This is a genomic window from Methylocystis sp. H62, assembly GCF_015709515.1.
In the GTDB taxonomy this organism is placed as follows: Bacteria; Pseudomonadota; Alphaproteobacteria; order Rhizobiales; family Beijerinckiaceae; genus Methylocystis.
On the sequence record NZ_JADNQZ010000050.1, the window covers coordinates 156640 to 183514 of the forward strand.

At 60.5% G+C, this 26875-nt stretch carries 23 protein-coding genes and 4 pseudogenes; 14 read left to right on the forward strand and 13 right to left on the reverse strand.

Going from position 1 to position 26875, the window contains the following annotated elements; genetic code table 11:
* The 3 genes and pseudogenes from IYY11_RS08650 to IYY11_RS08660 form a co-directional block, all read left to right on the forward strand.
* A pseudogene (locus IYY11_RS08650) lies at positions 1-648 on the forward strand (hypothetical protein); the annotation flags it as partial.
* A gap of 105 nt (positions 649-753) precedes the next feature.
* Positions 754-999, forward strand: coding sequence for a hypothetical protein (locus IYY11_RS08655; RefSeq protein WP_026222687.1), 246 nt, complete (start codon positions 754-756; stop codon positions 997-999).
* A gap of 61 nt (positions 1000-1060) precedes the next feature.
* Entirely contained in the window at positions 1061-2872 is a 1812-nt protein-coding gene (locus tag IYY11_RS08660) for a S8 family serine peptidase (RefSeq protein WP_246719780.1), read from the forward strand.
* Here IYY11_RS08660 and IYY11_RS08665 read toward each other — a convergent pair.
* Together IYY11_RS08665 and IYY11_RS08670 are read right to left on the reverse strand one after the other, a co-directional pair.
* Positions 2865-3638 (reverse strand): response regulator transcription factor, encoded by a 774-nt coding sequence (locus tag IYY11_RS08665; RefSeq protein ID WP_196403492.1) that lies wholly within the window; start codon positions 3636-3638, stop codon positions 2865-2867. The two genes, IYY11_RS08660 and IYY11_RS08665, sit on opposite strands and share 8 nt — an antisense overlap.
* A gap of 324 nt (positions 3639-3962) precedes the next feature.
* Positions 3963-4436, reverse strand: a complete 474-nt coding sequence (locus IYY11_RS08670) for a cupin domain-containing protein (RefSeq protein WP_210331276.1) — start codon at positions 4434-4436, stop codon at positions 3963-3965.
* 76 nt (positions 4437-4512) lie between these two features.
* Here IYY11_RS08670 and IYY11_RS08675 point away from each other — a divergent pair, with 76 nt between their 5' ends.
* Positions 4513-5415: an isoaspartyl peptidase/L-asparaginase family protein gene (locus IYY11_RS08675; RefSeq protein ID WP_196403494.1), complete on the forward strand. Its 903-nt coding sequence runs from the start codon at positions 4513-4515 to the stop codon at positions 5413-5415.
* Positions 5416-5425: 10 nt separating this feature from the next.
* Here the strand turns inward: IYY11_RS08675 and IYY11_RS08680 are convergent, their stop codons facing one another.
* The 5 genes from IYY11_RS08680 to IYY11_RS08700 all read right to left on the reverse strand — a co-directional run bounded on the left by IYY11_RS08680 (position 5426) and on the right by IYY11_RS08700 (position 9827).
* Entirely contained in the window at positions 5426-5749 is a 324-nt protein-coding gene (locus tag IYY11_RS08680) for a hypothetical protein (RefSeq protein ID WP_196403495.1), read from the reverse strand.
* Between the two features lie 279 nt (positions 5750-6028).
* Positions 6029-7864, reverse strand: coding sequence for a carbamoyltransferase (locus tag IYY11_RS08685; protein WP_196403496.1), 1836 nt, complete (start codon positions 7862-7864; stop codon positions 6029-6031).
* Between the two features lie 6 nt (positions 7865-7870).
* The gene (locus IYY11_RS08690) at positions 7871-8017 is read right to left on the reverse strand and encodes a DUF5989 family protein (protein WP_014891398.1); all 147 of its coding nucleotides are present in this window, start codon (positions 8015-8017) and stop codon (positions 7871-7873) included.
* A gap of 13 nt (positions 8018-8030) precedes the next feature.
* Positions 8031-8480 carry an SxtJ family membrane protein gene (locus tag IYY11_RS08695; protein ID WP_312029715.1) on the reverse strand — a complete coding sequence of 150 codons (450 nt, stop codon included), beginning with the start codon at positions 8478-8480 and terminating at the stop codon, positions 8031-8033.
* Between the two features lie 189 nt (positions 8481-8669).
* A complete protein-coding gene (locus tag IYY11_RS08700) occupies positions 8670-9827 on the reverse strand; it encodes an SGNH/GDSL hydrolase family protein (protein WP_246719781.1) in 1158 nt (385 codons plus the stop codon).
* A gap of 166 nt (positions 9828-9993) precedes the next feature.
* On the opposite strand from IYY11_RS08700, the gene IYY11_RS08705 reads away from it, so the two are divergent.
* The gene (locus IYY11_RS08705; RefSeq protein ID WP_246719783.1) at positions 9994-11658 is read left to right on the forward strand and encodes an adenosine deaminase family protein; all 1665 of its coding nucleotides are present in this window, start codon (positions 9994-9996) and stop codon (positions 11656-11658) included.
* Here IYY11_RS08705 and IYY11_RS08710 read toward each other — a convergent pair.
* The 4 genes from IYY11_RS08710 to IYY11_RS08725 all read right to left on the reverse strand — a co-directional run bounded on the left by IYY11_RS08710 (position 11655) and on the right by IYY11_RS08725 (position 14008).
* Complete coding sequence (locus IYY11_RS08710) at positions 11655-11804, reverse strand: lmo0937 family membrane protein (RefSeq protein ID WP_109024397.1); 150 nt, start codon at positions 11802-11804, stop codon at positions 11655-11657. The genes IYY11_RS08705 and IYY11_RS08710 overlap by 4 nt on opposite strands.
* Positions 11805-11836: 32 nt before the next feature.
* On the reverse strand, positions 11837-12169 hold the full coding sequence (gene hdeA, locus IYY11_RS08715) for an acid-activated periplasmic chaperone HdeA (protein WP_196403498.1): 333 nt from the start codon (positions 12167-12169) through the stop codon (positions 11837-11839).
* A gap of 102 nt (positions 12170-12271) precedes the next feature.
* Positions 12272-13063: a TOBE domain-containing protein gene (locus IYY11_RS08720; RefSeq protein WP_196403499.1), complete on the reverse strand. Its 792-nt coding sequence runs from the start codon at positions 13061-13063 to the stop codon at positions 12272-12274.
* A 75-nt stretch (positions 13064-13138) separates the two neighbouring features.
* Positions 13139-14008 (reverse strand): xanthine dehydrogenase, encoded by an 870-nt coding sequence (locus tag IYY11_RS08725; protein ID WP_196403500.1) that lies wholly within the window; start codon positions 14006-14008, stop codon positions 13139-13141.
* 357 nt (positions 14009-14365) lie between these two features.
* Here IYY11_RS08725 and IYY11_RS08730 point away from each other — a divergent pair, with 357 nt between their 5' ends.
* From IYY11_RS08730 to IYY11_RS08740, 3 genes are read left to right on the forward strand one after another with little or no spacing between them, the layout of a single operon-like run.
* On the forward strand, positions 14366-15667 hold the full coding sequence (locus tag IYY11_RS08730; RefSeq protein WP_196403501.1) for an ABC transporter substrate-binding protein: 1302 nt from the start codon (positions 14366-14368) through the stop codon (positions 15665-15667).
* Positions 15664-16962 (forward strand): di-heme oxidoredictase family protein, encoded by a 1299-nt coding sequence (locus tag IYY11_RS08735; RefSeq protein WP_196403502.1) that lies wholly within the window; start codon positions 15664-15666, stop codon positions 16960-16962. Before IYY11_RS08730 ends, IYY11_RS08735 begins: the two co-directional genes overlap by 4 nt.
* A gap of 14 nt (positions 16963-16976) precedes the next feature.
* Positions 16977-19184 carry a TonB-dependent siderophore receptor gene (locus tag IYY11_RS08740; RefSeq protein WP_246719784.1) on the forward strand — a complete coding sequence of 736 codons (2208 nt, stop codon included), beginning with the start codon at positions 16977-16979 and terminating at the stop codon, positions 19182-19184.
* A gap of 61 nt (positions 19185-19245) precedes the next feature.
* On the opposite strand, the gene IYY11_RS08745 is transcribed toward IYY11_RS08740, so the two are convergent.
* The gene (locus tag IYY11_RS08745) at positions 19246-20148 is read right to left on the reverse strand and encodes an aspartyl protease family protein (protein ID WP_196403503.1); all 903 of its coding nucleotides are present in this window, start codon (positions 20146-20148) and stop codon (positions 19246-19248) included.
* Positions 20149-20591: 443 nt separating this feature from the next.
* On the opposite strand from IYY11_RS08745, the gene IYY11_RS08750 reads away from it, so the two are divergent.
* The 5 genes and pseudogenes from IYY11_RS08750 to IYY11_RS08765 form a co-directional block, all read left to right on the forward strand.
* Positions 20592-21212, forward strand: a complete 621-nt coding sequence (locus IYY11_RS08750) for an integrase arm-type DNA-binding domain-containing protein (RefSeq protein WP_196403504.1) — start codon at positions 20592-20594, stop codon at positions 21210-21212.
* Positions 21194-21772: a hypothetical protein gene (locus IYY11_RS08755; protein WP_196403505.1), complete on the forward strand. Its 579-nt coding sequence runs from the start codon at positions 21194-21196 to the stop codon at positions 21770-21772. The genes IYY11_RS08750 and IYY11_RS08755 overlap by 19 nt, the downstream gene beginning before the upstream one ends.
* 127 nt (positions 21773-21899) lie before the next feature.
* Positions 21900-22154, forward strand: coding sequence for a hypothetical protein (locus IYY11_RS08760; RefSeq protein WP_196403506.1), 255 nt, complete (start codon positions 21900-21902; stop codon positions 22152-22154).
* Between the two features lie 196 nt (positions 22155-22350).
* A pseudogene (locus tag IYY11_RS23815) lies at positions 22351-22563 on the forward strand (hypothetical protein); the annotation flags it as partial.
* A gap of 339 nt (positions 22564-22902) precedes the next feature.
* A pseudogene (locus tag IYY11_RS08765) lies at positions 22903-23136 on the forward strand (transposase); the annotation flags it as partial.
* Between the two features lie 436 nt (positions 23137-23572).
* On the opposite strand, the gene IYY11_RS08770 reads toward IYY11_RS08765, so the two are convergent.
* Positions 23573-25822, reverse strand: a complete 2250-nt coding sequence (locus IYY11_RS08770; RefSeq protein WP_196403507.1) for a hypothetical protein — start codon at positions 25820-25822, stop codon at positions 23573-23575.
* A gap of 459 nt (positions 25823-26281) precedes the next feature.
* On the opposite strand from IYY11_RS08770, the pseudogene IYY11_RS22975 reads away from it, so the two are divergent.
* Positions 26282-26875 (forward strand): annotated as a pseudogene (locus tag IYY11_RS22975) (IS630 family transposase); the annotation flags it as partial.

A 26875-nucleotide genomic window follows, 5' to 3' on the forward strand; every position in this document is an offset into this window, starting at 1 on the left:
TATTACGCGCCGCAGTCGGCGGATCCGTCCTTTGCGCCGCAGGGCTTTGTCGGCGACGCGCTCGGCGCCATCGGCGCGCCGCTCGGCGGCTTCATCGGCGGCCGCTTCGGCAACGCCGGGCTCGGTCAGACGATCGGCGGCACTGTGGGCGGTCTCGCCCAGCGCTTCCTGCCCTTCGAGGCCGGCCCGCAGCAGCCTGTCTATTACGCGCCGCAGTCGGCGGATCCGTCCTTTGCGCCGCAGGGCTTCATCGGCGATGCGCTCGGTGCGGTCGGGGGCCGGGTTGGCAACTGGATCGGCGGACGCTTCGGCAACGCCGGCGCCGGCCAGACGGTTGGCAATGTGGTGGGCGGACTTGCCCAGCGCTTCCTGCCATTCGAAGCTGGCCCGCAGCAGGGCTACCCTGGCGCTTATTATGTCCCCCAGACGGCTGCGCCTGGTTTCGCGCCGCAGGGATTTGTCGGCGATGCGCTTGGCGCGATCGGCGGACCGGTTGGCGGCTGGATTGGCGGTCGCTTCGGCAACGCCGGACTCGGCCAGACGATCGGCGGCACGGTGGGCGGCCTCGCTCAGCGCTTCCTGCCGTTCGAAGCTGGCCCACAGCCCGTCTACTACGTGCCGCAGACGCAGGCGCCGATGTACGGCTGAGGCCTGAGCCGCGCAATCGACGCGGCGTGTGAAGGATGATCTGCTGCCGCTTCCGGGCCGAATTTCTCGGCCCGGGAGCCCTCAAGAGATCAGGATCGCGAAATCATGAGCGCAACGAACGGCATCGATCAATTTCTGGTGGCGCCCCGCAACGCGGCGAGCACAGGGGATTTGGCCGCTTTCGAACAGGCGATGCAGTCTGTTCCCGGCGCCGCAATTCTTCAGCGCGCCGGCAAGGCCGGTCAACCGAGGCTGGTCGTCGCTTTGCCTGCGGCGAGCGCAAGTCACTTGCGCGAACAATTTGGCGCGACCCTGATCATCGAACCAAACGCTCCGCTGAAACCATTTTAGCGCCGGCGCGCGTCCTTCATGGCGATGCGCAGGCTGGCCCGATTTTATTAGGAGAGTCGACATGGCTGGTCCCGACAATAGCAATCCCGCGCCGAATGGCCACAACCCAGAGCCGGCCGCGCCGTCAACAAATGGCGCCGAAGCGCGGGTCGAGCCGATGGCGATAGCGCCCACCGAGCGCTTCATGATCGCCTCGCGGCGCGTCCCAGGATTCGCGCCCGCTTCGGCCATGGATCTGGCCAATGCGCTGCCCGACGTTAAGATTGTGCGGCGGATTCAGCCCCGCGGGCTCACCGCTTTTTCTGCGGGCGGTTCCTCTTCGCAGTCGCCGGAAATTCTCGTCGCCGAGATGGACCCCTCGCGCGGCGCGGCGCTGCAGGCGTCGGCGCCGCCCAACGTCATTGTGGAGCGCGACGCCTTTCTTCGCGCGTCGGACGACTTCCGTCCTTTCGACTTCAACGGAGCCATGCCGATTGCGGCAGGCGTCGGAGTCGACGTGCAGCTGCGCGTCATCGGCGCTGGCGGCAAGCCGCTGCCCAAGGCCACCGTCTATGTCTATGGCCAGGGCTTTCCGGGCCAAGGCGTCACGAATGAGCGCGGCGAAGTCGTCGTGACGGTTTTCGGCGGTCCGCTTGAAACGATCCAGGCGATCTACGTCAAACCCACCGCCGATCACTGGGATCGGATGCTGCGCGCGCCAGCGCTTCAGGCCGGCGCGATGAACACGGTGCAATTGCGCCCGCTGACCGAACGCTTCAACGGCTTTCCCCAAAACGGCATGACTGGCTGGGGCCAGCGCCTCATGAAGCTCGACCGGCTCGATCCTTCCTTCACCGGCGCTGGCGTCAAGATCGGCATCATCGATTCAGGTTGCGACAGCGCGCACCCGCAGCTGCGCCACGTGACGCGCGGCGCCGATCTCACCAATGGCGGCGACAAGACGAGTTGGTCGAACGATCAGATCGGCCATGGCACGCATTGCGCGGGAATCATCACCGCCGCCTCTGACGGCGGCGTCGCCGGCATTCGCGGCTTTGCGCCAAGGGCGGAAGTTCACGCGTTGAAAGTATTTCCCGGCGGACGGTTCAGCGATCTCATCGACGCGCTCGACGAATGCATCGAACGACAGCTCGACGTCGTCAATATGAGCCTCGGCAGCGGCGACCCTTCCGAACTCGTCGCGCAGAAAATCGCCGAAGCGCGCCAGAGCGGCGTCGCCTGCATCGTCGCCGCCGGAAACTCCAGTGGACCCGTGCAATTTCCCGGCATGCTGCCGACGGTGCTGACGGTCGCCGCGATGGGCAAGCTCGACGAGTTTCCTTCTGACAGCTACCATGCTCAGACCGTCGTTCCGCAACTTGTCGCGGGGACGATGTTCTCGCCGAAATTCACCTGCTTTGGGCCGCAGATCACCGTCGCGGCGCCTGGCGTCGCAATTGTCTCCACCGTGCCTGGCGGGGGCTATGCGGCGTGGGACGGCACCTCGATGGCGACGCCTCACGTCACCGGCATGGCGGCGCTGCTTCTCGCGCACCATCCGCTCCTCGCTGGGGCGCGGTCGGGGCGCAACGAGCAACGCGTCGCGCAACTCTTCTCGCTGTTGGCGTCGTCGGGCGTCCGCTATCTCGGCGACGCCACGCGCGAAGGCGTCGGCGCGCCGGATTTTGAGCGCACACCCGGCCTCGCCGCGGCTCAGCCTTTGGGCGCGGCGGCGCCGGCGAACGCGGGACTGGCGCCCGCGGGAGCGATGATCGACGGATTTGCTCCGCTGAGCGCGCCAGCGCCGTGGGCCATCGATCCTGCGATGATGCAAAGGGTCAATCCGGCGATCATTCAGCGCATGATGCAGCTGCGAGCAGCGGGACTTATTTAGTCGCGAGCACGAGCGGCGCTCTATTGATCGGCATAGAAAGCGCTTCTCCGTCATGTGCGGCGGAGCGCTTTCGCATCGAGTGCGCCGCTTCGCCACGGCCGCGCACTTGCAACTTCTGCAGAACATTGTGCACGTGATTTTTCACCGTGCCGAGTTCGATGCGTAATCGACGGGCGATCTCCTTATTGGACAGCCCGCGCTCGATCAGTTCAAGTATTTCCCGCTCGCGCGCGGTAAGCGCGTCCTTTGCGTCCGCGCCGGACGAGAGCGACTCCTTGCCGATAGGCCGACGCTCCTCGACGGGATGAATCGCGGGCGCCGCCGTCAATCGCTCGAGCAGTTCGACAACGTCTTCAATCGAGCCCTCGCGAGGAATGACGCCGACGATCGATGGACAGGCGGTCGCCAGCGCTGGGCTAGCCGATGCCGGCGCGCCGATGGCGACGATTCGCAAATCTGGATGCTGCGCGGCGAGACCTTGCGCGATCGCAAGGCCTTCCAACTCGCCGACGTCGAGCAGAGCAATATCGGGTTCCAAATCAGCCGCTACCGCCAGCGCGGCGTCACACTCGACGACGCCGACGACGCACATTCCCTGATGCTGCCCCAGACGCAAGCCAAGCGCCTCGCTAAACAGGCGCATGTCGCTGACGATCAAGATGCGCGCGTTTCGCGGCGGGTTCGCCGATGTCGGAATAAACGCGCTCTGCGCTGAAAGACCGGTGTCCAGAGCGGAATCGTCTCGGAAAGCCGCAAACCGAGGCATGGAACTACTCCTGAGCGCTATGTCTGAGTGGGCGCCTAATACATCGGCGCGTTTTGACAGGCGTAACGCTTGGGCGTCATCGCCTCCAATTTTTCGGTTTCAGCGTCATGGCCGTTGTTAAACCGCATCGACATTTAGCCATCATGACGCCTCAGAAGGCGTATGGGGCGGTAGTCAACATGAGGGTTCATAAGCGCGCTTTCGTGCGCTTTGTCCTCCTGCAAATGAATGGTTTGGAGAGAAAGCCTCGACAGCTATTTGCGTTCGAGGCTGTTTCAAGACGCCAAGGCGCAGTTTGCGATGAGCGATGTAGATTAGCGTCTGCTATTTTTTCGTCGGATGGAGAATGACATGCTCTTGTTCGTCGCCGTCATTGCGGGCGACGATTGCGATCGCTGCTTCGCTGTCGCTCAAGTTTACGGGCTGATGCGGCACGTCAGCAGGAATGAAGATAAAATCGCCAGCGACGTTCACGACGCTCTTTTCCAGGTTTTCTCCGTAACGCGTCTCGACACGGCCTTGCAGGAGATAAATTGCGGACTCATGGCCCTTATGGGTGTGAGCCTGCGCCTTGCCGCCGGGAGGAATGACGACCTTTAACAGAGACAGCCCTTTTGCGCCGGCGGTCTTTGTGGAAATTCCAGGAAAGATTGGGAGCGCCTGTTTGGATTGTGAGGCTTCGCCGACTCGCACCGTCACGATATCCTTCCCGTCCTTGTTGCCTATGATCGACGTCTCTGACGCCGCCGTCGACACAAGGGCTGCAAAGATCAAGGAAAGAAGCAATGTGTTGCGCATGGCGTTCACTCCAGAGGTTTGGGGCGCGAGATTATAGCGCAGGCTCGAGACGCATCGACAAGCGGCGGGTGGGGCGATGAGCGACGTTTCTCTGATGATCCATGGCGGCGCCGGCGCAATCCGGGATCCGCATCGTTATGAGGCTTCCTTGCGCGCGATCGTTGAATCGGGCGTCAGTCTTCTTGCGCAGGGATCGTCGGCGCTAGAGGCGGTCGTTCACTGTGTTACGCTGCTCGAAGACGATCCGCTTTACAACGCAGGCCGGGGTTCCGTGCTCAACGCCGACGGCGCCGCATTGTGCGATGCGTCGATCATGGATGGCCGGACCCTCAAGGCAGGCGCGGTCGCGGCGGTTCGCGGCGTCAGAAATCCAGTGCGTCTCGCGTATCAGGTCATGGAGAAGAGCGGCCATGTGCTGCTTGTCGGCGCCGGCGCCGAGCGCTTCGCGCGAGAGCAGCAGTTCGAGTTCGAAGGCGAAGACTATTTTAGAACGGAGGAACGCGTCGCGCAGCTCGCTAGGGCGAAGCGAAAGCACGAGACCGCGCTCGACCATTCCGATGCAACGAATGCGAAGCTCGGCACGGTGGGCGCCGTCGCGCGCGATCGCATCGGCGATCTTGCAGCAGCGACGTCGACCGGAGGCGTCGTGAACCAGCGTGCGGGCCGCGTCGGCGATTCGCCGCTCATCGGCGCGGGGACCTTCGCCGATAACGTCAGTTGCGCGGTGTCCTGCACTGGCGTCGGAGAGGATTTCATTCGCACGGCGCTGGCGCGCACGGCCGCCTGCTTCGTTGAATTTCGCTCGATGCAGGCTGAAGAAGCGGCGCGCGCCGCGATACGCTATCTCGTCGACAGAGTGGACGGCCGCGGCGGCCTCATTCTCGTCGATCGCAACGGGAGATGCGGACGGGCGCACGCGACTCCGGGGATGCTGACGGCGACGTTCGTCGAGGGCGTCGTTCGAGTAGAGACAATGTAGCGCGGTCGTCTCAGGCCGGTCCCGTGCGCGGCGTATGCCGTCGACGCTCGGCAAGTCGTTGCGCCAGCGGGTGCCGCCGATCGAGCGCAACTTGCGTCAACGGCGCGACGAAACTTGGGGCGTCGATTTCGCCAGCGATCTCGAAGCGGCACATCAACCCCTGCGTTCCGCCCGCATCGAAGATGTCGACGACGACGAGCCGCGGCGCGCCTCGCCCGATTGCGCCGCGCGCGCGCAGAAATGCGAGGAGCGCCGGCCGGGGGCGAGCGGAGAGGGGCAGCGCGTCGCGAAGATGGTGGACAAGACTTTCTCGATTGACGCGATCAGAATCCATTTGCCGCTCCATCAATAAAAAAATTTGATGCAATCTCAGGCGTTTAGGCAGTCTTCAAAAAGGTGACGCGGCTTTGCATAATCCGTCAAGCTGAGCGGCGTTCCTTTCCTGTGCATAGAACGGCGTCGCCAAGCCGTCGGCGCCGAATGACATCACGTCAATAGCGATCGCTAGCGGTATTTGGAGATGAGATCCTGACGGAGAGCAAAAACCCGCGCGCGCTCAGAAGTCAGCCATTGAATGCGATCCGATCTGCTCATGAAAAAACGCCAGACTCGGTCAGTCCAGTTCGAACTTTTCTTTATAATCGTGCTTGAGCGATGCGTTCTGATCATCTTTGCGCAGATAGCAGTCGCCGATCACCAGCGTGTCCATCTCCGTGCCCATGAAGCAGCCGAAGGCGTCCTCTGGGGTGCAGACGATGGGTTCGCCGCGCACATTGAAGCTCGTATTGACGAGAACGGGACAGGCGGTCAATCGCTTGAACGCCGAAAGCAGCGCGTGATAGCGCGGATTCGTCTCCTGATGCACGGTCTGAATCCGTGCGGAATAGTCGACGTGGGTCACGGCCGGAATCGAGCTGCGCGGAACATTGAGCTTGTCGATGCCAAACAGATTCTGCTGCTCGGCCGTCATTGCGTGACGATGCTTTTCGGCGACATCGGCGACGAGCAGCATGTACGGGGAGTCGCCTTCGAGTTCGAACCAGTCGGCGACATCCTCACGCAGCACCGACGGCGCGAAGGGCCGAAACGACTCGCGATATTTGATTTTGAGATTGAGCGTTTTCTGCATGGCGTCGGACCGCGGATCGCCTAGAATCGACCGTCCGCCAAGAGCTCGAGGCCCGAATTCCATTCGGCCTTGAAACCAACCGACCGCTTTCTCGTCGGCGAGGTCCCGCGCCGCCGCCTCGATGAGATCGCCTTCCGCCATCGTTTCGAATTTGGCGCCGGCGGCGTGCAGCCGGCGCGCGATCTCGGCTTGCGGGAACGAAGGACCGAGATAGGCGCCGCGCATGGCGTCGCCGCCGCCGTTGAGGCTTCGGGGATTTTTTTTGTAGTGATAGTAGCCGGCGAGCGCCGCGCCGAGCGCGCCGCCAGCGTCGCCGGCGGCCGGCTGAATCCAAATCTGGTCAAAGCTGCCGTCGCGCAGCAGCTTTCCATTGGCGACGCAATTTAGCGCCACGCCGCCGGCGAGACAAAGATTGCGTGCGCCGGTCTCTTTGGCGAGCGCGCGGGTGAGCCTGAGGACGATCTCCTCGGTGACCGCCTGTATCGAGGCGGCGATGTCCATGTGCCGCTGCGTCAGCAGTTCCTCCGGCTTGCGCGCCGGGCCGCCGAAAAGTTCGTCGAACTTGGCGTTGGTCATCCGCAAGCCGGTGCAATAGTCGAAATACGACTGATCGAGCCGGAAGGTGCCGTCCGGCTTCAGGTCAATTAAATTATCCAGGATCAAATCGGCGTATTTCGGCTCGCCATAGGGGGCAAGGCCCATCAGCTTGTATTCGCCGGAGTTCACCTTGAACCCGGTGTAATAGGTGAAAGCCGAATACAGCAGGCCGAGCGAATGCGGGAAGCGCAATTCGCGCTGCATAGTCAGTTGATTGTCACTGCCGAAAGCGACCGACGTCGTCGCCCACTCGCCGACTCCATCCATCGTCAGAACGATCGCGTCCTTGAACGGAGAGGGGTAGAAGGCGCTGGCGGCGTGGCTGAAGTGATGCTCGGCGAACAGTAGTCTTTTCGACCAGTCAACATCCGCCGCATAGGCCTTCATCTCTTTCAACAGCAGCGATTTTTGAAAGAGCTTTTCGCGCAGCCACAGAGGCAGCGACATTTTGAACGACTGGAATCCGCGCGGCGCAAAGGCGATATAGGTTTCCAGCAGCCGCTCGAATTTGATGAACGGCTTATCGTAGAAGGCCACGAAATCTATGTCTTGAGGCGTGGCGCCAGCGGCCTCAAGACAATAGTCGATCGCGTGACGCGGAAAGCGCGAGTCGTGCTTTTTGCGCGAGAATCGCTCTTCCTGAGCGGCGGCGATAATTTCGCCATCCTCCACCACGGCGGCTGCGCTGTCGTGGTAAAAGGCGGAGATGCCAAGTATCCGCATCGCGCTTTAAAACAGCGTGTAGATGAACGGAGCGACCGCGGTGCCCTGCAGAACGATCAGCGCGCCGATCAGCAGCATGATGACCAGAACCGGCGCCATCCAGTATTTCTTACTGGTTTTGAGATAATCCCAAAGTTCGAGCAAAAAACTCATTTTATCTCTCTCCTCAGAACTGCTTGCTCATGTCGCTCGTCCCCTCGGGGGTATTGCGCATGGTCCAGTAGGACGCCACGTTCTTGTCGAACGAAAGTTTGAGCGGATCGGCGCGGCGCAGTCGGAAAATCACCGCGATCGGGAGGATCACGCCAAAGAACAGCACGCCCATGATGATGGGGTTGGTGATTTTGTGCAGCGCCAAGCCCAGCTGGTGCCACAGTCGGTTCAGCGGCCGCAGTTTGGCTGGCGCGAGGAACGCCGCCGCGGCGAAACCAAGCGCTGCGGCGAGCCCCCACAAGTGAGGCGCCTCGCCGTGCCGAAGCGGCAGCATGCTGATGACCGTGATCGCCGCGGCGATCACCAGCCCGAACGATCGATCGGACCCCATGGCGGCGGAACGGTCTCTCGAATAGTCCTCATGCGACATTCGGACGAGACCCCCCCCAGGTCGCCTCACCATCTCCGCGGCTCGCGAACAGCAAACCTTCGCGATGCTTCACCAAATTCCAAATCGCCTCATTTCAAGGCGCAAATTAAGGGATATCGCCGGGCGTATCAAGCTGCCGGTTCGCCGCGCCGGGCCTGGGGAGCGCCACTCCCATCGCGTTATTTCCGCAGGTTGCAAAGCCGTCGCGGGCCGGTCGCGCGCTTATTCGTAATTCTTGATGAGTTGGCGCGCCAGGAGTTCGTTGCCCCGGACGTTGAAGTGAAAGTCTCCCCAGAAATACAGCGATTTGAGGAAATCAGCGTTCTGCGCCTTGTACTGAAAAAAGTCGGGGAAGTGATCGAAATATCTCCTGCATTTGCCCGCGCACCAGTCGCGCCAAAGCCGAGCTTGCCGCGAGTTCTCGCTGTCGTAGAGAAGCTGTTGCGGCCAGGGATAGACGCCAACCGAAAGCGCGATGCCGCGTGACGACAGAAGTTCATGCAGGCGATCCATCTGCTTTTTGGCTTTGTCGATTGACGCTTCGATCCCCAGAGCGCCATAGCAGCTGGAATCGTCGCTATAGGTCCAACTTGGGCGCGCGTAGTCACGACTATAAACGCTGCGCGATTTCGCGAAGTCCTCGAAGCTCGCCTGTTCGATCGCTCTCCCCAACTGCGCCGAATAGCGCATCTGGCCGAGGAACTCCCCGACATAGGAGACTTTCTCCCACCATCGCTTCTCCGGGCGCGGCAGCGGCGGGCGCGGCACCGGCGAACACTCCTCAGAGCCGGTCTGAAACAAGCCCATCTGCAATGCGCCATTTTTATCATACGAATAGAGAATGGCTTCGTCGTGTATGTCGGAGATATCGATGTAGACGACGGCCTCGTCGAAGGTGAGCCCAGAGTCGATAAAATACTTGAGCTTCTCGTAATAGACCGACGGCGCGTAGCTCGAGACGCCCGCATTCAACACATCGATCGCGGGAAACGCCTGCGCAAAAAGGCCGACGAAAGATTGTTCGTAAGGAACGCCAAGGCTTTCGGTGAAGGAATCGCCGATAAAGACGACGCGCTTGCGGTCCGCCGCCATCGGCACGCTGCGCACGGCGGCGTCTCTAAAGCCCAGTGAATTGGTGAAAATGGGAACCTTACTGGAGCCCCAGGCGTCGAAGCCGTTAAAATTGGGCTTGAGCCCATGGGTGTAATGCGAATCGCGAACCCTCAACTCGTTTCTCGCAGGCGCCAGAAACGGATTGCCGCCCGTGTAGACGAGATGAAGTACAATCTCGGCAACGACGACGAGACTGACGAGCAGGCCAAAGTTGATGAAAAGAATGCGAAACAGCTTGTATGTTGAGTTTTTGCGCGACCACGACATCGACATTGGCCAAAATCTGGCTTCCCCAGGATTGTGAGCGCCACTCTTGTCATGGATCGACTGAAATGAGCAAGCTTCTTTACAAAAAATCCTTTTGCGTCGCCGAATGCTCACGGCCTTTGCGGTGCGCTAAGAAGCCGCAGCACATCGCGTCTCGGAGCTGCTCATGATCTCGCGTCTCAGTTGTTCGCTTGCTGAATTTCTGCCGGGCTCTGCGTCGTTGCGGATGCTCTGCACGGCCCTCGCCGTCGCATGGGGCGGCTCCGCAGTCCATGCGCGCGATATGTCGCGCGCCGCCGCCGAAAGAGACACGTCCGCGGCGCTGGAGGGCCTGCGCGGCAATGGCGCCGCTCTACGCAGCTTCCTGCTTGAAATGCCGAAAGGCGCCGATTTGCACAATCACCTTGCGGGCGCCGTCTATGCGGAGAGCGCCTTGGCTTGGGCGCGCGCGGAGGGGTGGTGTTTCGACGTCAAGAGCAAGGCCGCGCTGCCGCCGCCTTGCGACGCCGCATCCAAGCCGCCTCTGGCCGAAGCGCTGCGCTCGACGCAGGCCTACCGAGACGCGGTCAACGCCTGGTCGATGCGCGACGTCATCACCGCGCGCGTGAGCGGCCATGATCAGTTCTTCAACAGCTTCTTCCGCTTTTCAGACGTGACGGGAAACAATATCGGCGCCGCCCTCGCGGAGGTTGTCGAGCGCGCTGCTTCGCAGAACGTCCTGTATCTCGAATTGATGATCAGTCCGCTGATGGGCGAGGCGCGCGATCTTGGCGCGGGGATCGGCTGGAAAGACGATCCTGACGCAATGCTTGCGGCGCTCGACGGCAAAGGCCTCCAAGACCTCGTCAAGCGCGCGACGGAGAGCGTCGTCGCCGTCGCCGCCGACAAAGACCGGCGGCTCGCCTGCAGCGACGCGGTTCATCGTCGGCCCGGATGCGACGTCGCGGTACGGTTTCTCGCGCAGGTTTATCGCAACGTCGACCGCGCGAATTTGTTTGCGCAGACGGCGCTCGCGGCGCGCCTCGCCTCGCTGGATGGTCCGGTTGTCGGATTAAATCTCGTCGCGGCGGAGGACGATGAAATCACGCTGGGAAATTACAGCGATCAAATGCGGATCGTCGGCGACATCGGGCGCCGACACCCAAAGTCGCGGATCAGTCTCCATGCCGGGGAGCTGACAATGGGGCTCGTGCCTCCCAAGGATCTGACCTTCCATATTCGCGAGGCGGTCGAAGTCGCCGGCGCGGGGCGCATCGGGCATGGCGTCGACATTGGCTTCGAGCGCAACGCCAAAGAGCTCATGGCGCGAATGGCGCGCGAGGGAATAATGGTCGAGATCAATCTCACGTCCAATGCGCAAATTCTCGGCGTCGAAGGCGACGACCATCCATTTCCGCTCTATCGCAAGGCGGGCGTGCCGACGGCGCTATCCACCGACGACGAGGGCGTATCGCGGATTGATCTCACGCACGAGTATCAGCGCGCCGCGCGCGTCTACCAACTTTCCTACCGCGACTTGAAGCAGCTCTCTCGAAACAGTCTGACCTACGCTTTTCTTCCCGGCGAGAGCCTGTGGCGCGATCCTGCGGCCGCGCGCCCCGTTTCGGCTTGCCTCAACGCACAGTTTGGCGGGACGGCGCCTTCCGCCGAGTGTCGTCGTTTCTTGGCCGGTTCCGAAAAAGCCAGACTGCAATGGGAGCTCGAGACGCGCTTCGCGCGCTTCGAGTCGACATGGCGCGGGGGCGGGGGAAAGCCAGCGAACAGCGTAGCGCTCGCTTCCCCGCCTTGGTCGTCGGCCAAACGTGAGCGTTCCTCGCGTAGCGTTCGCTAAAGAATGCTGCGGCCCTGAATGACGCGCAGGACAATCACGATGATGGCGATGACAAGCAGAATGTGGATAAAGCCGCCGAGCGTATAGGAGGAGACCAGCCCGAGCAGCCACATGATGACGAGGATGACCGCGATCGTTTCAAGCATTGTTCAGCCTTCCATTTGGCCAGCAAGGGGGTTCACAATTTTTTGCCAAGCGACTTTGCGTCGGTCTCGACCTTTTTCCAAGCTCCTTTGAGCTTGCTCCAGAAAGACTCTTGCGGCGCCTTCTTGCAATCGTCGATAATTATAGGAATGACCTTCTCCGTTCCTTCGATATCGACGTCTGTTGCAAGCGGCTTGCCTTTCTTGCTCTGCGCAGAGGACCAGTAGATCACCTTGGGCTGAAATTGGTCGTCGACCGCCAGGAAATCCTCGCATGTCCACTTGGACGTCGGCTTCTTCGTATCGGCGAGCCCGTTCGTCGCGTAAAAAGACAATGCGGCCGCGGCAATGAAATAAACTGGCTTCATAAGTTGCTCCTTCGAGTCCACGCCTTCTGCGAAAAGCGTCGCCGAGAGACTATTGCGGAATTGCGCCGGCATCCAGTTGGAGCCGGCGCCGTCGCAGACCCGCTATTCCACCGCCAAAATGACGTCCGCAGCGTCGAAGGTCGCCAGCGCCGCGTCCCCTTCTTTCAGTCCCATATCTTCAACGAGATGGCGTGGCGTCACCGCGGTCATCGTCTTTCCGAAACCGACGTCGAGCAGGATTTCGCTATTGCGTTCGGCGTCGATCCGCTGCGTGACCACGCCGCGGAAGCAATTGCGCTGCGGCGGCGTCGCGTCGCCGGCGGGCGCCAGATTGACGAAGGACGCCTTGATCAGCGCCAGCGCCTTGCGCCCGCGAGAAAGACCCAGTCGCTCGGTTGATTCATTGGTGACGATCGCCAGGATCGTATCCTTTTCCGACACGCGCAACGTCACTTCAACGTCGACCGGCCACTTCTTGACCTGAGTCACTTCGGCGCGAAAAACATTGCGCGCGGAAATTGTCATGCCCGTGGTCCACAGCAGAAAATCCTCGGCGCCCGCGAGACCCTCTTCGGCGATCGTCTCGGAGATGCGCGCAAGTTTCTCTTCGAGGCGGTGGAAGGTCGCGATCAGCCGACGCCCTTCCTCCGTCACCTCGGCGCCGCCGCCGCTGCGACCGCCAGCCTTGGTGATGAAGGCGGGCGTCGGCAAGAGATTGTTGATCGCGTTCACCGCATCCCATGCGGCCTTGTAGCTGAAGCCGACGGCCTTGGCGGCCTTGGTGATGCTGCCGTGAAGAGCGACGGCCTCAAGAAGCTTCACGCGGTCGCGCCCGACGAGGAGTCGGCCCTCGCTCCGCAGCGCCAGTGAAGCATCGATCTTGCCTTCGGCCATGTCCTGCGTCCCGCCTCATCGCCCGGATACAGGGCAAGACGGCCGGAGGCAACCGCGGCTAAGATGAATGTTCGGTTAGTGGAGCGTTACCCTCGTGCGCGACGGTCTCCGTCCCCCCGCCGGCGACTCAGCGATCGCCCTGACCACCGCCTCGGCGATGGCGCGGCCGCGCTCGTCGGTTCCGGTCCAGTTCGAGGCGCGTCCGCGAGGGTCGATTTCCACAAGCTTGACGCCCAGCGCCGCATGGACGCCGTCGCGCGCGATCCCGCGCAGGAAGCCGTCCATCGGCGCCTGGATGGGAAGGCCGTCGAGTCGACCCAGCAGATAATCCTTGAAAACACGGGCGCCGATGTCGAGCGGCGTTCGCCAGACGCCGTCCCGCGCCGCATAGATGAAACGCTCCTTGCCGACGCCGCCGAGAACGCGCGCGACGCCGTCTGAAGCTAGCGTCGCGCCGTTTTCGAGCAATTCGCCCGTATGCGCCGGATGGGTCTCGATCGCCACGTCGCAGTTCCAGCCCGCCGTGAAGTTTGGACCCAGCCCGATCACCAGACCTGCGATCCCGCGCAGATCCGGCGTGACGCGGTGCTTTTGCATGCGGGCGTCGATGAGAACGTCGGGCGCGCGCAGAGGGATGAGATCCGTCAAGGGCAGAGGCGAAACGGCGACATGTCCCGGCCGGGACAAGACGTCGACCACATCCAGCGTCGTTTGCGTCAGATCGGCGACCACGCCGTCGACTTCGGCGCGATCTCCATAAAGCGCGTCGTGAAAGGCCATCCCTCGTCGGATGACCGGCGGGTAGGCGTCATGGCTGAGAACCACGCGGCGCCGCTCCCATGTCAATCGCGCCGCGACCGCGGAGGCGATCTCGTTCGTGCCGAGGATGATGACGAAATGCTCACTGCAGTCGGAGAGGAATTCTTTTGCTGAAAAGCCAGGCATGGGGCGCCCTCCGGCGCCTTTTCAGCAAATGACGCGCCAAGTCGCACGCCTTTGTGTTGCAGGGAATTCGGCGCCGGCCAGGCGGCGGAGAATCCTCGTTTCGCGCATTTTGTCTTGAAGTCGACAATGCGAACAAACAGCGGACGACGCTGAAATGTTTCCGTTCATCATCTTGAAATATCTAACTAATTTTGATGAACGGCGCTATGTTATCTGAAAACATATCAACATCGATATGTCCATACAGTTTTGCACATGTACTGATCATACGCTGCTTAAAGTTCTAACATTGACTTTTGTACCGCTCGTTTGTAGTCAAGCACTATGTAAGCTAACTACATAACGGTTATCGATCACATGATCCGCGCTGTCGCCGTCGCTGCATTCGCTAGCTTTTTCAGCATTCTATGCACTCCGCCGTCCGGCGCGTCGGCCAATGAGACGATCACCGTCGTCACGAGCTTTCCGGAAGAACTGACGACCCGCTATGAGCGGGAGTTCGAGCGCGGCCATCCGCAAATCCACGTTCAGTTCGTCTGGAAGCAGTCCCGCGACGCGCTTGTCGAACTCGCCAAGCCCCAACAGGGCGGCGCGGACGTCTATTGGGCTCCGGCGCCGGCGAATTTCGCGCTCCTCCGCGAGGGGGACGCTTTTCGCAAAATAGCGGTCGACCGCGCGGCGCTTCCCGGCCGGCTGGGCGCGCAGCAATTGTCCGATCCCGCCGGCCTCTACGAAGCCTATGATGTCGCCGGCTATGGGATCGCCGCGAATCCAAGCGCGCTGGCGGCGGCCGGCCTTTCCGCGCCGCGACGCTGGCGCGACCTCGCGTCGCCCGAATATGCGCGCCAGCTCGCCATGCCGATCGCCTCAAAGGTCGGCTTTTCGCCTGCGCTCTATGACATCCTTTTGCAAAGCGAAGGTTGGGACGCAGGTTGGCGTCTCATCAGCGAGATGGCCGGCGAGGCGGCGCTGCTCGATTCCGGATTCGCGCCGACGGCCTCTGTGCGAGAAGGCAAAGCGGCTCTCGCGCTGACGATCGATTTCATCGCCGAGATCGCCAAAGCCAATGGCGCGCCGGTCGAGATGATCTATCCCGAGCGCACGGCGTTTCTGCCCGCCCATGTCGCGATGACCGCCGGCTCCGAGCATGTCGCCGCTGCGCAGGCCTTCATCGACTTCCTGCTGTCGACGGACGGCCAGCGACTGATGATGGAGCGTGACAGCCGCCGGCATCCGGCGCGACCCGACGCCTATCAGAGCGCGCCGCAGGGCTTTGCCGATCCCTTTGCGCTGCCGGCGTCGACGCTCCTCGATTACGATTCTGAGATCGGCCGCCGCCGGCCGCCGCTGATCGCGCTGCTCTTCGATCTCGCGATCGTCGAAGACCATGCCGAGAGCGCCGAACTGTGGCGCAAGATTCACGACGCCGAGAAAAAGTTCGCCGGCAATGCGAAAGCCATGGCGGCGCTTAGCGACGCGAAGAGACTCGCCGGCTTCATTCCGGTTTCCGAAAGCGACGCGCACGCGAGAACCTTCCTCGAGCGCTACGCGCTACGCGCCGCCATCGATCCGCAGCAAATCGCACGATGGCGCGAGGAGATCGGCGCGGCGCGGCGACAGGCGCGCGACCTCGTTGCAAGCCTGGAGCCGGCGCCATGAAACGCTTCGGCGTCCTTCTATGCGCCGCGATGCTCGCGGGCGCCACACGTTACGAGACAAGCGGCCCTGACACCGAAGCCTTCATCCAGCCGATTGAGGGACTGGACGGCGAACATGCCGCGAGCTTTCGCAAGGGGAGCGGCATCTTCCGCCAGGCCTGGGTCATCGGGCCTTCGCAGGACCATCCCGACTTTGTCGGTCTCGGTCCGCTCTATAATCGGCTTTCCTGCATCGCCTGCCACGTCAAGAATGGCCGCGGCGCCGCGCCGGACAGCGAAAACGGCGTTGCGCGCACGATGGCGGCGAGGCTGAGCGTCGAGGGAAAGGACGCGCATGGCGGACCGCGCGTTCATCCTGAATACGGCGCTCAGCTCAATCCTGAAGGCGTGCCCGGCGTTGCTGGCGAAGGCCAAGCCGTCGTCGAATACGCCGAATTCGATGTGGCGCTCGCTGATGGCGCGATAATAAGGCTTCGCCGGCCGACGCTCTCCTTCCGCAATCTCGCTTACGGTCCGCTCGGGCTAGAGACGAAGACGTCGTTGCGCAATGCGCCGCCGGTCTTTGGCCTGGGTTTGCTGGAGTCGGTGGCCGACGCCGAAATTCTCGCCGGCGCGGGCAGACCGAATTTCGTCTTCAGCGTCGAGACCGGCCAGAGAACCCTCGGCCGCTTCGGGCTCAAAGCCAATCAGCCAGATCTCAAGCAGCAGATCGCCAACGCCTTCGTCGAAGACATCGGAGTCTCCTCGGCGCTATTTCCTGCCGAGAACTGCCCTCCGTCTCAAAGCGAATGCCGTCGCGGCGCTCCGACGCCGGAATTGACCGACGCCCAGCTCGACGCGGTCGTGACTTACATCCGCGCGCTTGCCCCTCCAACTCGCCGAAATCTCGACGACCCGCGCGTCAAGGACGGCGAAATTCTGTTCCATGAGATCGGCTGTTCGAACTGCCATCGCGATGCGCTGCATGTCGCGGACTTCTCGCTGCAGCCCGCGCTCAACGGCGTCGAGTTTCATCCCTACACCGACCTTCTGCTGCACGACATGGGCGATGGGCTCGCCGACGGCCGCGACGACTTCGAAGCCGGTCCGCGAGACTGGCGCACGCCGCCGCTGTGGGGACTGGGACTCGCCGGCAAAGGCGGAGACGGCGCCGATTTTCTGCATGACGGCAGGGCGCGCACGCTCGCAGAGGCGATCCTCTGGCACGGCGGCGAAGCGCAATCATCCGCCGACGTGTTCCGTGACCTTCCCGAACGCCAGCGCGACGCGCTGTTCGCTTTCCTCAACTCTCTCTGATGTCCATGGGGGCAATGATGACTAGGCTGACGACAACGGCGATTTCAAGCGGCGTTCTTCTCTCTCTGTTGTCGACTGCGGGCGCGCAGACGCCGCTGCCGCCGATCGAAGTGAATGCGCCCAAAGCCTTCGAACTCGGCCAGATCAAAGTCGGCGCACGCCGGCTCGGAGTCCCGACACGCGCTGCAGAGCCCGGCGACGGCGCAGGCGAGTCGCGCTCGGCGCAAGCGGTTCCATCGGAAAAGATCGACAATGGTCCGACGCCCAGTCAGCACACCGACGCCTTCGGCGGCTACACCATCACCAACAGACAGATGGAGACCTTTGCGCGGCCAACGCTCGACAGCGCGGTCAATATCGCGCCGGGCGTCAACAGTCAGATCTCCGGCAATTCACGCAATGAGCAAAATATTTATGTGCGCGGTTTCGATCGCTGGCAGGTGCCGCTCACCGTCGACGGCGTTCGCGTTTATCTGCCGGTCGACAACAGACTCGATTTCGCGCGCTTTCTCACCGCCGACATCGCCGAAGTGCAAATCGCCAAGGGCTATGTCTCGGTGCTCGACGGTCCGGGCGGCATGGGCGGTCAGATCAATCTGGTGACGCGCAGGCCGACCCGAGAGATTGAAGCCGAATGGCGCACGCGATTCGATTTTGGTCGTGACGGCACATTCCTGGGACCGATGACCTACGGCTTCGTCGGCACGAAAAAGGACATGTATTATGCGCAGCTCAGCGGCACTTTCCAGAACTACGACGGCTGGATGCTGCCGGCGAGCTATCGTTCGACGCTCGCTCAGGGACCGGGCATGCGCGGCCAATCCGCTACGCAAGACTATAACGTCAACGCGCGCGTGGGGGTGACGCCCAACGCCACCGACGAATATTCCCTAACCTTCAGCCGCCAGGAGGGGCAGAAAGGCGCGCCGCTTCATACGACCGATCCCATCGCCTCGCAGCGCTTCTGGCGATGGCCCTATTGGCGCGTTCAGAACCTTTATTTCCTATCGAGAACCCAGCTCAACGACGCCGCCTATGTGAAGACGCGCGGCTATTGGAGCAAATTCGACAATTCGCTCGTCTCCTATGACGATCCTTCCTTCATCAAACAGTCGCTGCCTAAGTCTTTCAACAGCGCCTATGCGGATTATGCGCTCGGCGCCGAGGTCGAGGCGGGCGCGCAGATCGGCGATATCGACACGCTGAAAGCGCTGTTCTTCTATCGCATGGATAATCATGCCGAGTGGCAGGAGAATTTCGGGGTGAATATCCGCAACACGCGCACGGGCTGCGTGGCCGGCGTGCCGTGCTACACTCAGCCGATCATTGGGGACATAGAGGACACGTATTCGGCGGCCGTCGAAAATACATTCCACCCGCGGCAGGATATCGATATTGTTGGAGGCTTCAGCTACGATTGGCGGCATCTGCGCCAGGCGGAAGGCTTCGCGCTTCCGCAGGGCGTCATCAATTATCAGCCCACTGACATGCAGGCGCCGAACTATCAGGGCGCAGCCATCTGGCGCTATACCGACACGGACCGAATCTACTTCAACGGCTCGAGCCGAACCCGCTATCCGACGCTGTTCGAGCGTTTCAGCACGCGCTTTGGCGGCGCGACGTCCAATCCCACGCTCATGCCCGAACGCGCCACCAATTTCGATCTTGGCTGGTCCAGCCTCTTTGCGCCCGGCAGCCGGGTGTCGGTCGACGTGTTCTACAGCCTTGTCGACAAACTCATCCAAAGCGTGCCGGCGCCGCAATTCGGCGCGAATGTCACGCAGTCGCAGAATGTCGGCGGCGGCAGATTCTATGGCGCGGAAATCTCGGCCGATTATTTCGTGCGCGAGGATTTTTCGCTCGGCGGCAATGTGACGCTGATGCGGCGCCGGGTCTATTCCCCTTCGATCCTCAATTTTCAGCCGACGGGCGTGCCTGACTTTAAGATGTTCCTTTACGCCGGCTACCGCCCCATTCCTCAGCTGACCTTGACGCCAAGCCTGGAAGTCGCTGGCGCACGCTGGACGACCATTACAAATGGCAACTGGTACTATCGGACCGGCGCTTATTGTCTGACGAACTTCAACGCCGACTATACGCCGGGCGACAACATCAAATTCAGCGCCGGCGTGCGCAACGCGTTCGATGACTATTATGTGCTCGCCGACGGCTATCCCTCTCCGGGCCGTACATTCTATCTCGCGTCTAAAGTGAACTTCTAGACGCGCTCGCCGCTGCGACGCACCGCAATATCGGCTGCGCTCGCGCGGCGCAGCGGGATCGCTATTTCAGCTTCGCGTCCCATGTCGGCGAATCCGGCGCGCGAAAATCAAAGTCCCAGGTAAATCTGCGGATGAGATTGTAGCCGATCAGGAAAGAAACATCGCGGCCAAGCGCGGCGCGCAAGGCGCCGAAGTCATAGGAGATCGCATAGAGGTCGCGCAGGACGCGACCTTCGCCCAGGTCAAGCGACTTGATCTTGTAGACCTGCAAGGAAATGCGTTTTCCGCCGACGCCGCTTGCGCGGGCTTTGGCCTTCACGGCCGTGAACAGCCCCTTGTGCTTGCGTATGAATTGCTGATCGACGGCCGAGACTTCCGCGCCCGAGTCGAACAGGCCGACCGCCGCCGTGGCGCCGAGGCGCAGGTCGACGCCGACAAGACGCCCGTCGGGTCCCAGCCGCCGAAACGGCTTCGGGCGACCGCTCGCCGTCGCGTCTCCGAAAAAGACGAGTTCGCGGCGATCGAGATCGAGGCTGAATCGTGCGCCTTTGAAAAAGTCCAAGCCCAAAAGGTCGTCAGCGTCGCCAGGCGGACATCGCGTCAGTTGATATTTCGCTCGCGCGACGTTGTTTCCTTGATCGGCGACGAGTTCGACATTCTGTGCTTCGACATCGTCGCAGCGCATTGTCGCGCCTGACGCCCCGGTGGAGAGGCTTGCGCCGAGCACCGGCAGGTCCTTGTTCCAGGGCGCCAGCCTGATGCGCGTGCTCGACGCCCCCGTGTCAAGGCGCATGTTTCCCATGACATTGCCGATGCGGACCGGCAGGTAGATGCGCCCGCCGGAATATTGATCTTCGGTCACTGTCAGCGGAATGACGGAACGGCTCCTCTCGGCGCCGACGGCGGCGACCGAAAACAACAGCGCTGCAAAGAGGAAAAAAGCCGGCGATCGAAAAAATTTCATGAACTGCTTCCTGCCGCCGAACACGCCTTCAGCCGCTAAGAAACGCGTCCTGAGCCTCCCGCGCAAGCTGCAGGCTCTGGCGTTTGCCCGGAGCGCCTAAAGCGCAAGCAACCGTTCGCGAATTCCGCGTCCTGCTTACGGCTGTGAGCCAGCTTCTGTTGGTTGGCGGAGGTCGATGCGAAACATCGATATACATGGTGCCGCCACCCCGGCTCGAACGGGGGACCCCCAGATCCACAATCGGATCTGTCACCATTTACCAGATTTTCTGAAATTATCTAATGCATTGATAGATACCAGGAAACTTGACTTTTTCGTTTGCCCTTGATTTCCATAAAAAGCCGTCATTTTCTCAATTCTGCTTACCGAGTGCTTACCGGAAAATGAGAGAAATCGTCCATGCCCAGCGGCAGAATCACCAAGCGCGCCGTCGATGCCTTCACATGCGATCGAGGCAAGATCGCTGCTTCTTTTCGGATGACGCGCTCGCCGGATTCGGCGTCGCCGCCTTCTCCAGCGGCCGCAAAATCTATATCGCGCAGTTTCGCAAGGACGGGCGCTCACGCCGACTCAGCATCGGCGAGCATGGACGGTTGACCCCGGACGAAGCGCGCTCGCAGGCGAAGATCATACTCGGCGCCGTCGAGACGGGCGCGGACCCGATCGCTGACCGGAGGACCGCACGGGCCGTAAGAACCTTCAGGGAGGTCGCCAACGATTGGATGAGCCAGCACGAGAAGCCAAAGCGCAAGCCGCGAACGGCGTCGGAGTATCAGCGCATCCTGAATTCACATGTTTTTCCGGCGATAGGATCGAAGCGCATCTGCGAATTGCGTAGAGCCGATCTCACGCGCCTCCATGCGAGGATGGCGGCGACCCCGCGGGCGGCAAACCATATGCTTGCGACGATCTCGGCGATTTGGAACTGGGCGGCGCGCCGCGACGAAGTTGTGTTCGCCGCCAACCCTGTGAGAGGTATCGAGCGCTATGCCGAGAATGCATCGCTCGGTTTCCTGCCGCCCGTTCGATGCGCTCGGATGCGCACATGCAATTGGATTACTTGACGCTAGACCAAGTAAGAAGAATTGCCGAGACGGCTGGCGAGCATCATCTGAATTTGATGAATTTTATCGAAAAAATTCGCTGTCTTCATAAAAGTGGGCGGCTTGAGATCACAGGCGTTCCTTGGGGAGAGCCCTGTTCGTTTCCTGTCGCGACCAAATTCCGTGATATTGCGTTAGGTGAACGCTACGTGGTTCTTCTATCCGTATGGGACGATTTCTACCTTTCATTTGATTGCAATGGCAAATTTGCAAGCCTGTGTGGAGCGCAGAGCGAAATCATTGACGTTCGGTTCCGCCCCGACCAAGTGGCCAGCATTTGGCCGCCGCGCGCCACTGAAGGGCCCACGCCAGTTCTCCGGCAGTGCAAGAGAACGGAGCTCGCCAATTGGATGCGCGTTCGCTTTGAGAATCGGCCACCATTATCCGTGGACGAGTTGCGCCGAATTGTTTTGAAGGACGGCTCTTTTGGCACGCTCTCGAAGAGAACGATTGAGCGTGCGATCTGCGATGCGTGGCCTGCGAGAAGGCAACCTTTGTCAACTTCTGCCCGTCGGCGTTGACGAAACGGCCTGAACTGGCGGCTCTTGACGGATCTTGGCGGGATTTGGCGTGAGACATGCGCGGACGTGTTTGACTAATTTTTTGCGGTTTACGGGTTTTCGCAACCTTCCTCGAGGGAACCGCAGTATGGATCAATGCTTCCTGCGCCGCCGAGCGGCGGCGCATTATCTCAAAACGAAATATGGCTTCGGCAGCTATCCCACCCTCTGCAAAGGTGTGGTGACCGGCGACTCGCCAGAATATCGCAAGGCCGGAAAAATCGTCCTCTACACCAAAGAGGCGCTGGATGCTTGGGCGCTAAGTAAGCTCGGCGCGCCCATTCGCAGCACGTCGGAAGCCGATTCGGCGCGCCCGACCGAAGCAACTGACGAGGGCGCGTAAGCAGCGTCGAAGGTCGCAGTTCGCACGCAGGCGGCAACCGCGGGCACGAATGTTCGGAAGAAAACTTGCCAACGCACGCCGGTAGCGATGGCCGGTTGTCCGGATGGATCACCGAAGACACTGATGGGCGCCTTAGGAGTCGCGGATCGCGAGGCGTGGCGACTCCTTCCTCGAGATCTTCTGAGGTTGTGGGTCGATGGGGGATAAATTCACCGCCCTCAAATTCCAATGGTTAGAAGGAATCGCCGCCGATATTGAATTGCCGGCGAGCGCAACCAGGCTCGCTGCAGCGCTCAACAAACATCTCAATCGCAAGACGTGGGACGCTTTCCCCGCCGTGGCAACGCTTGCGCGCGCGATCGGAATGACGGAGCGACGCGTGCAGGGCCTGCTGCAGGATTTGGTGAATCACGGTCATCTGACGATCGAAACCGGCGGCGGTCGTTCAGCGACCAATCGCTACCGGCCAGTTTTCGAAGACGCAGACTCTTGCGCTCCGTCATTGGATCAGAAGAGGTGGGCGAAGTCCTCAAATTCCGTTTCCAGTGCAGGGAGGCGAAACCCCGAAGGCCATTTCGGGGTTTCGCGTCGCAAAACCCTGAAACCTGCCGTATCAAAACCCCGAAATCAGTTTCACCCGAACCCTTATATAGAACCCTGTACCCCTAAAGTCCCCACAGGGACGCCGTGCGACGATGCCCACTCCGCATGGCGATCGTTCGAATCTGTCTGGCGATTCGACATGAGCGCCGGCGTGCGCAAGGCCATCGAGGCGGCGGGCGCGACCCTGCTGTATCTCCCGCCTTACAGCCCCGACTTCAATCCGATCGAAAAGGCGTTCTCAAAACTCAAGGCCCTGTTGCGCAAGGCCGCAGAGCGAACCGTCGACGCGCTATGGGACAGGATCGGCCTGCTGCTGAAGGAGTTCTCGCCGACAGAATGCGCAAACTTCTTCGCCGCCGCAGGATATGAACCGGTTTAAGGCGAATCCGCTCTAGGTGAACGACGGTTTTATTTCTGCGATTTAGCGACTGTGTGCCGGAGCATCGGAGGCATGTGGTCAGCAGCTGGGCACGTGACACACGAAACCGGCTCCCTAACAGAGCTAAATTCGATCATTAAACGATTGTGAGTCGTTTATGCGGAGGAGTCGCCATCCGCCGTGCCTGACTTGACGCAAAGCAAGCCTTGTTGCCTACCCTGGCGAAGATAGTGCGCAAGAGGGTTCAACCGGCTGACGCGGACTTCAGGATAGGCCATTAGATAAAATCCTGTTTGAAAGGCCGGGCTTGGATCGCGACCCTCATGCGCGCCATACTCGATATAGTGAAGCAACGGGTTCATTCCTGAATGGCGTACATCATCGTACTTGGTGAGATACCAACGCGTGTCAAAAAAGGCATTGGGAAAAAATCCCTCTAACCAACCCTGCTCGACGTAATGCCGGACAGCGAATAACCATTCGTCAGAAGATGCCCATATTCTCCGACGTACCAATTCGCGTCAAAAACACCCTCGTTTATCAGTCTGCGTTCAATTTTTCGAGAGCCGTCTCTCCACTGTATTAACTTACCCCATTTGCTCAGATTTCGAAGCTTAGCATCTGACTGTGCAAGTCTGATCTCCATGTCGAGTAGCTTGCCATTCAGGCAACGGATTTCGGCTTTGGCATCCGCAACGATCTCTTCTTTCTCTTTTTTCACTTGAACGAGCGCTGCTGCACGCTTTGTGAGTTCGCCTTCGGCAGCCGCGAGCAATGTTTCTCGGTCAGACAATGCTTCGGCAAGACGCGCGCGTTCTTCGAGGCGCGCCGTGAGTTCGGCTTCGTCAGCCGTCAGCTTATCCGTAAGAGCGATCTTCTCGAGCAAGGCCTGGGCTAATTGCCTTTCAAATTGTTCGGCGCGTGCAAGCAGCTCGGTTTGAGCTACATTCGCCCCCGACAGAGTCACTTGAAGACGCTGCAATTCTTCTGCAAGAAGCGAGCGCTCCTCTTCAATCGTGGCAAGTTTCGCTTCATCAGCTATCATCTTGCCTGCAAGCTGAGTTCTCTCGACCTCCGCCTCGGCCAATCGGCTTTCGGATTGTTCGGCGCGTGCGACTAGGCCAGACTGAGCAGCCGTGACCTCCGACAGAGCCAGTTCCGAGCGCTGCAATTCCTCCGTAAGGCGCGAGCGTTCCTCAAAACTCGCGGCGAACTTGGCTTTGTAAAGCGCCAGCTCATCAGCGAGTGCGGCTTTCTCGCGCGCCGCCTCGGCAAATTGCCTTGCGAATTCTTCTACGCGTGCGATCAGGTCGGATTGAGCAGCCGTTGCTTCCGACAGAGCCAATTCTAAGCGCTCCAGTTCTTTGGCGAGGCGCGAGCGCTCCTCAACGCCCGCGAGAAAGTCCGCGTGTTGCGCGGTCGCTTTCACCTGAAGGGCAGAATTCGCATTTTCAGTTTCCAAGAGCTGCGCATTTACGGCATCTAGTTGCTTAGCTCTGTTAGACAAATCGGCTGTCAGTTGCTGGGTTTCAGCACGCCGGCGCTCCAGTTCTGCGGCCAAGCGCTGTCTTTCGTCAGACGCCGTTGCAGCTTGCCCCGAAAATTGCAACGTTTCGTCGCGCGCTGTCGCTAGGTCACTAGAAAGGTGCTCGCATCTGGCGCGCAAATGCTCAAGTTCGTCTCGACGCGAATTGATTTCCGCGCTCAACTCGTCCCAGCTCGATTCGTAGTCAATAAGAGCCGAACCAAACAGCGAGCTGGCCCGTTCAAATTGTTTGCGAATCTCGTCTAGTGCCGCGTTGGCGCTATTCGACATAGGGTTAAGACTTAATTCGAGCAAGGCTTCGTATGCTGCAACCGTCCATTCATGTACGTTTGGATGAGATGACAGTTCGTTTTGTCCTAACCTATTATGAACGAGCGAACTATCCAAAAAACGGTCAATTTCCAAAGATGAGCGATCGGATAGACGTGGCCACGCAATATTGATTTCAGCGGAGATCCTATCGGCAACCACTCGCCAATCCGTGAGGAACTGATCCCAGCTAAAGATTGCTCTAGAGATACCCCGAGTCATCAACTCGGCATCTAGAACATGCCGCAACCACAGCAATAAACCTTTTGTAACCGACATGGCGTCTCGCTTCTTAAGCGAATACGCGACTTCCAAAGGGGAACGTATCGGAATCAACGCGCGCGGAGCTATACTCATTTCTCCAAAAACATCTATCCAGAATGGCACGAATCGGCAGATTCGTGGGTCTTTCAAAACAGCTAGAGACGCATTTGGATATTCCGATAAAAAAATATCCTTGGCGCGCTGTTTGAACGCCTCGCTCGTGGGAGCAGAGTACCAATCCGGATTGAATCTTCGCCAATCATGCCAGTATGAGCCCGCAGATTCCAACAGTTCGTCGTGAAGTTGCATCAATGCAGCGGACTCGAAATACCCACGCTCATTAGCGGAATTCGCAGGCAGGACATGCTTGGGTATTTGGCAGCCAAGTTTCGACAGCACACCTGCTAAAGCACTTGTCCCGCTTCGATGCATGCCCAGAACCATCAAAAGGGCGGGCCCGTTGATCTCATCCACGCCAATGGCACGCTCGTGGTCAGATTTTGGGAGAACCTTTTTTAAGCGCCTGTTTGTTTTTTGCGGACGAGACGAACGAATGGGGGCGACCATACATTGCTCCGTGACACACCTTGAGCCGGATTTTATTGACCAGCCAGAGAATTGCTCAAAATAAGAAAAATCTCGCGCGAGCCTTATCTTGGTGTCCCGTTTAGGACCGAATTATGGCCATTGTCTGCCTTCCGCTACGGAAATGAGAGTGTCGTTGCAACTAAAGGGTCAGCGAGCGACGAGCCGCGATGGGCAGCGTAGGTTTCAGTGCACCGCTGATAAAAGACACGGTCGCGTGGGGGGTTGCCGCAGCGGCAGCAACGTTTCGCTTGCGCCCGCCGCGCTTCAGCTCGACGCATTCTGCAAAGGCTCGAAATTGCACCGTCGTCATGGCGCGAGCAGCGCGCGGCGCGTCCTCGCAAGAGACTTAGGGCGGGTTCGTTGTTTTCCGATTCTGTTGGGGATTCCCGAATCGGCGAGAGCATGATTCTTTCATCGCGATAGCGATGGAGGCGACGGATGGCGAGGGCCTACAGCCAGGATTTGCGTGATCGCGTGATTGACGCCGCGTTGGCGGGAGTGCCGGCTCGCCATGCGGCGGCAAGGTTTGGGGTCGGCGACGCCACGGCGATTGTCTGGGTGCGGCGGGCGCGAGAGACCGGGGAGCGCACGGCGCGCAAGCAGGGACAGCCTCGACGCTCGAAGCTCGATCCCCATCGGGACTATTTGCTGGGATTGATCGAGGCGACGCCGGACTTGACGATCAGCGAACTCCTGGAGCGGCTGCTTGCCGAGCGCGGCGTGAAGGCCAGTCGCGCGACATTGTGGACGTTTCTCGACCGTTGCGGTCTGACGTTCAAAAAAAGACCGCCCATGCGAGCGAACAGGACCGCCCGGACGTAAAGGCGCGGCGCGAAGCCTGGTTCGAGAGCCAGCTCGATCTCGATCCGGAAAGGCTCGTCTTCATCGATGAGACCTGGACCACGACCAACATGGCGCGCAAATGCGGGCGCGAACAGAAAGGCGAGCGGCTGCGCGCGAGCGTTCCGCACGGACATTGGAAGACGACGACCTTCATCGGCGGTCTGCGCTGCGACCGCATGACGGCGCCGA

Excerpts from the sequence above, each read along its gene's own strand:
- IYY11_RS08655 (WP_026222687.1), top strand. The coding sequence starts at position 754 with ATGAGCGCAACGAACGGCATCGATCAATTTCTGGTGGCGCCCCGCAAC.
- IYY11_RS08660 (WP_246719780.1), top strand. The coding sequence starts at position 1,061 with ATGGCTGGTCCCGACAATAGCAATCCCGCGCCGAATGGCCACAACCCA.
- IYY11_RS08665 (WP_196403492.1), bottom strand. The coding sequence starts at position 3,638 with ATGCCTCGGTTTGCGGCTTTCCGAGACGATTCCGCTCTGGACACCGGT.
- IYY11_RS08670 (WP_210331276.1), bottom strand. The coding sequence starts at position 4,436 with ATGCGCAACACATTGCTTCTTTCCTTGATCTTTGCAGCCCTTGTGTCG.
- IYY11_RS08675 (WP_196403494.1), top strand. The coding sequence starts at position 4,513 with ATGAGCGACGTTTCTCTGATGATCCATGGCGGCGCCGGCGCAATCCGG.
- IYY11_RS08680 (WP_196403495.1), bottom strand. The coding sequence starts at position 5,749 with ATGGATTCTGATCGCGTCAATCGAGAAAGTCTTGTCCACCATCTTCGC.
- IYY11_RS08685 (WP_196403496.1), bottom strand. The coding sequence starts at position 7,864 with ATGCGGATACTTGGCATCTCCGCCTTTTACCACGACAGCGCAGCCGCC.
- IYY11_RS08690 (WP_014891398.1), bottom strand. The coding sequence starts at position 8,017 with ATGAGTTTTTTGCTCGAACTTTGGGATTATCTCAAAACCAGTAAGAAA.
- IYY11_RS08695 (WP_312029715.1), bottom strand. The coding sequence starts at position 8,480 with ATGGTGAGGCGACCTGGGGGGGGTCTCGTCCGAATGTCGCATGAGGAC.
- IYY11_RS08700 (WP_246719781.1), bottom strand. The coding sequence starts at position 9,827 with ATGTCGTGGTCGCGCAAAAACTCAACATACAAGCTGTTTCGCATTCTT.
- IYY11_RS08705 (WP_246719783.1), top strand. The coding sequence starts at position 9,994 with ATGATCTCGCGTCTCAGTTGTTCGCTTGCTGAATTTCTGCCGGGCTCT.
- IYY11_RS08710 (WP_109024397.1), bottom strand. The coding sequence starts at position 11,804 with ATGCTTGAAACGATCGCGGTCATCCTCGTCATCATGTGGCTGCTCGGG.
- hdeA (WP_196403498.1), bottom strand. The coding sequence starts at position 12,169 with ATGAAGCCAGTTTATTTCATTGCCGCGGCCGCATTGTCTTTTTACGCG.
- IYY11_RS08720 (WP_196403499.1), bottom strand. The coding sequence starts at position 13,063 with ATGGCCGAAGGCAAGATCGATGCTTCACTGGCGCTGCGGAGCGAGGGC.
- IYY11_RS08725 (WP_196403500.1), bottom strand. The coding sequence starts at position 14,008 with ATGCCTGGCTTTTCAGCAAAAGAATTCCTCTCCGACTGCAGTGAGCAT.
- IYY11_RS08730 (WP_196403501.1), top strand. The coding sequence starts at position 14,366 with ATGATCCGCGCTGTCGCCGTCGCTGCATTCGCTAGCTTTTTCAGCATT.
- IYY11_RS08735 (WP_196403502.1), top strand. The coding sequence starts at position 15,664 with ATGAAACGCTTCGGCGTCCTTCTATGCGCCGCGATGCTCGCGGGCGCC.
- IYY11_RS08740 (WP_246719784.1), top strand. The coding sequence starts at position 16,977 with ATGATGACTAGGCTGACGACAACGGCGATTTCAAGCGGCGTTCTTCTC.
- IYY11_RS08745 (WP_196403503.1), bottom strand. The coding sequence starts at position 20,148 with ATGAAATTTTTTCGATCGCCGGCTTTTTTCCTCTTTGCAGCGCTGTTG.
- IYY11_RS08750 (WP_196403504.1), top strand. The coding sequence starts at position 20,592 with ATGCGATCGAGGCAAGATCGCTGCTTCTTTTCGGATGACGCGCTCGCC.
- IYY11_RS08755 (WP_196403505.1), top strand. The coding sequence starts at position 21,194 with ATGCAATTGGATTACTTGACGCTAGACCAAGTAAGAAGAATTGCCGAG.
- IYY11_RS08760 (WP_196403506.1), top strand. The coding sequence starts at position 21,900 with ATGGATCAATGCTTCCTGCGCCGCCGAGCGGCGGCGCATTATCTCAAA.
- IYY11_RS08770 (WP_196403507.1), bottom strand. The coding sequence starts at position 25,822 with ATGGTCGCCCCCATTCGTTCGTCTCGTCCGCAAAAAACAAACAGGCGC.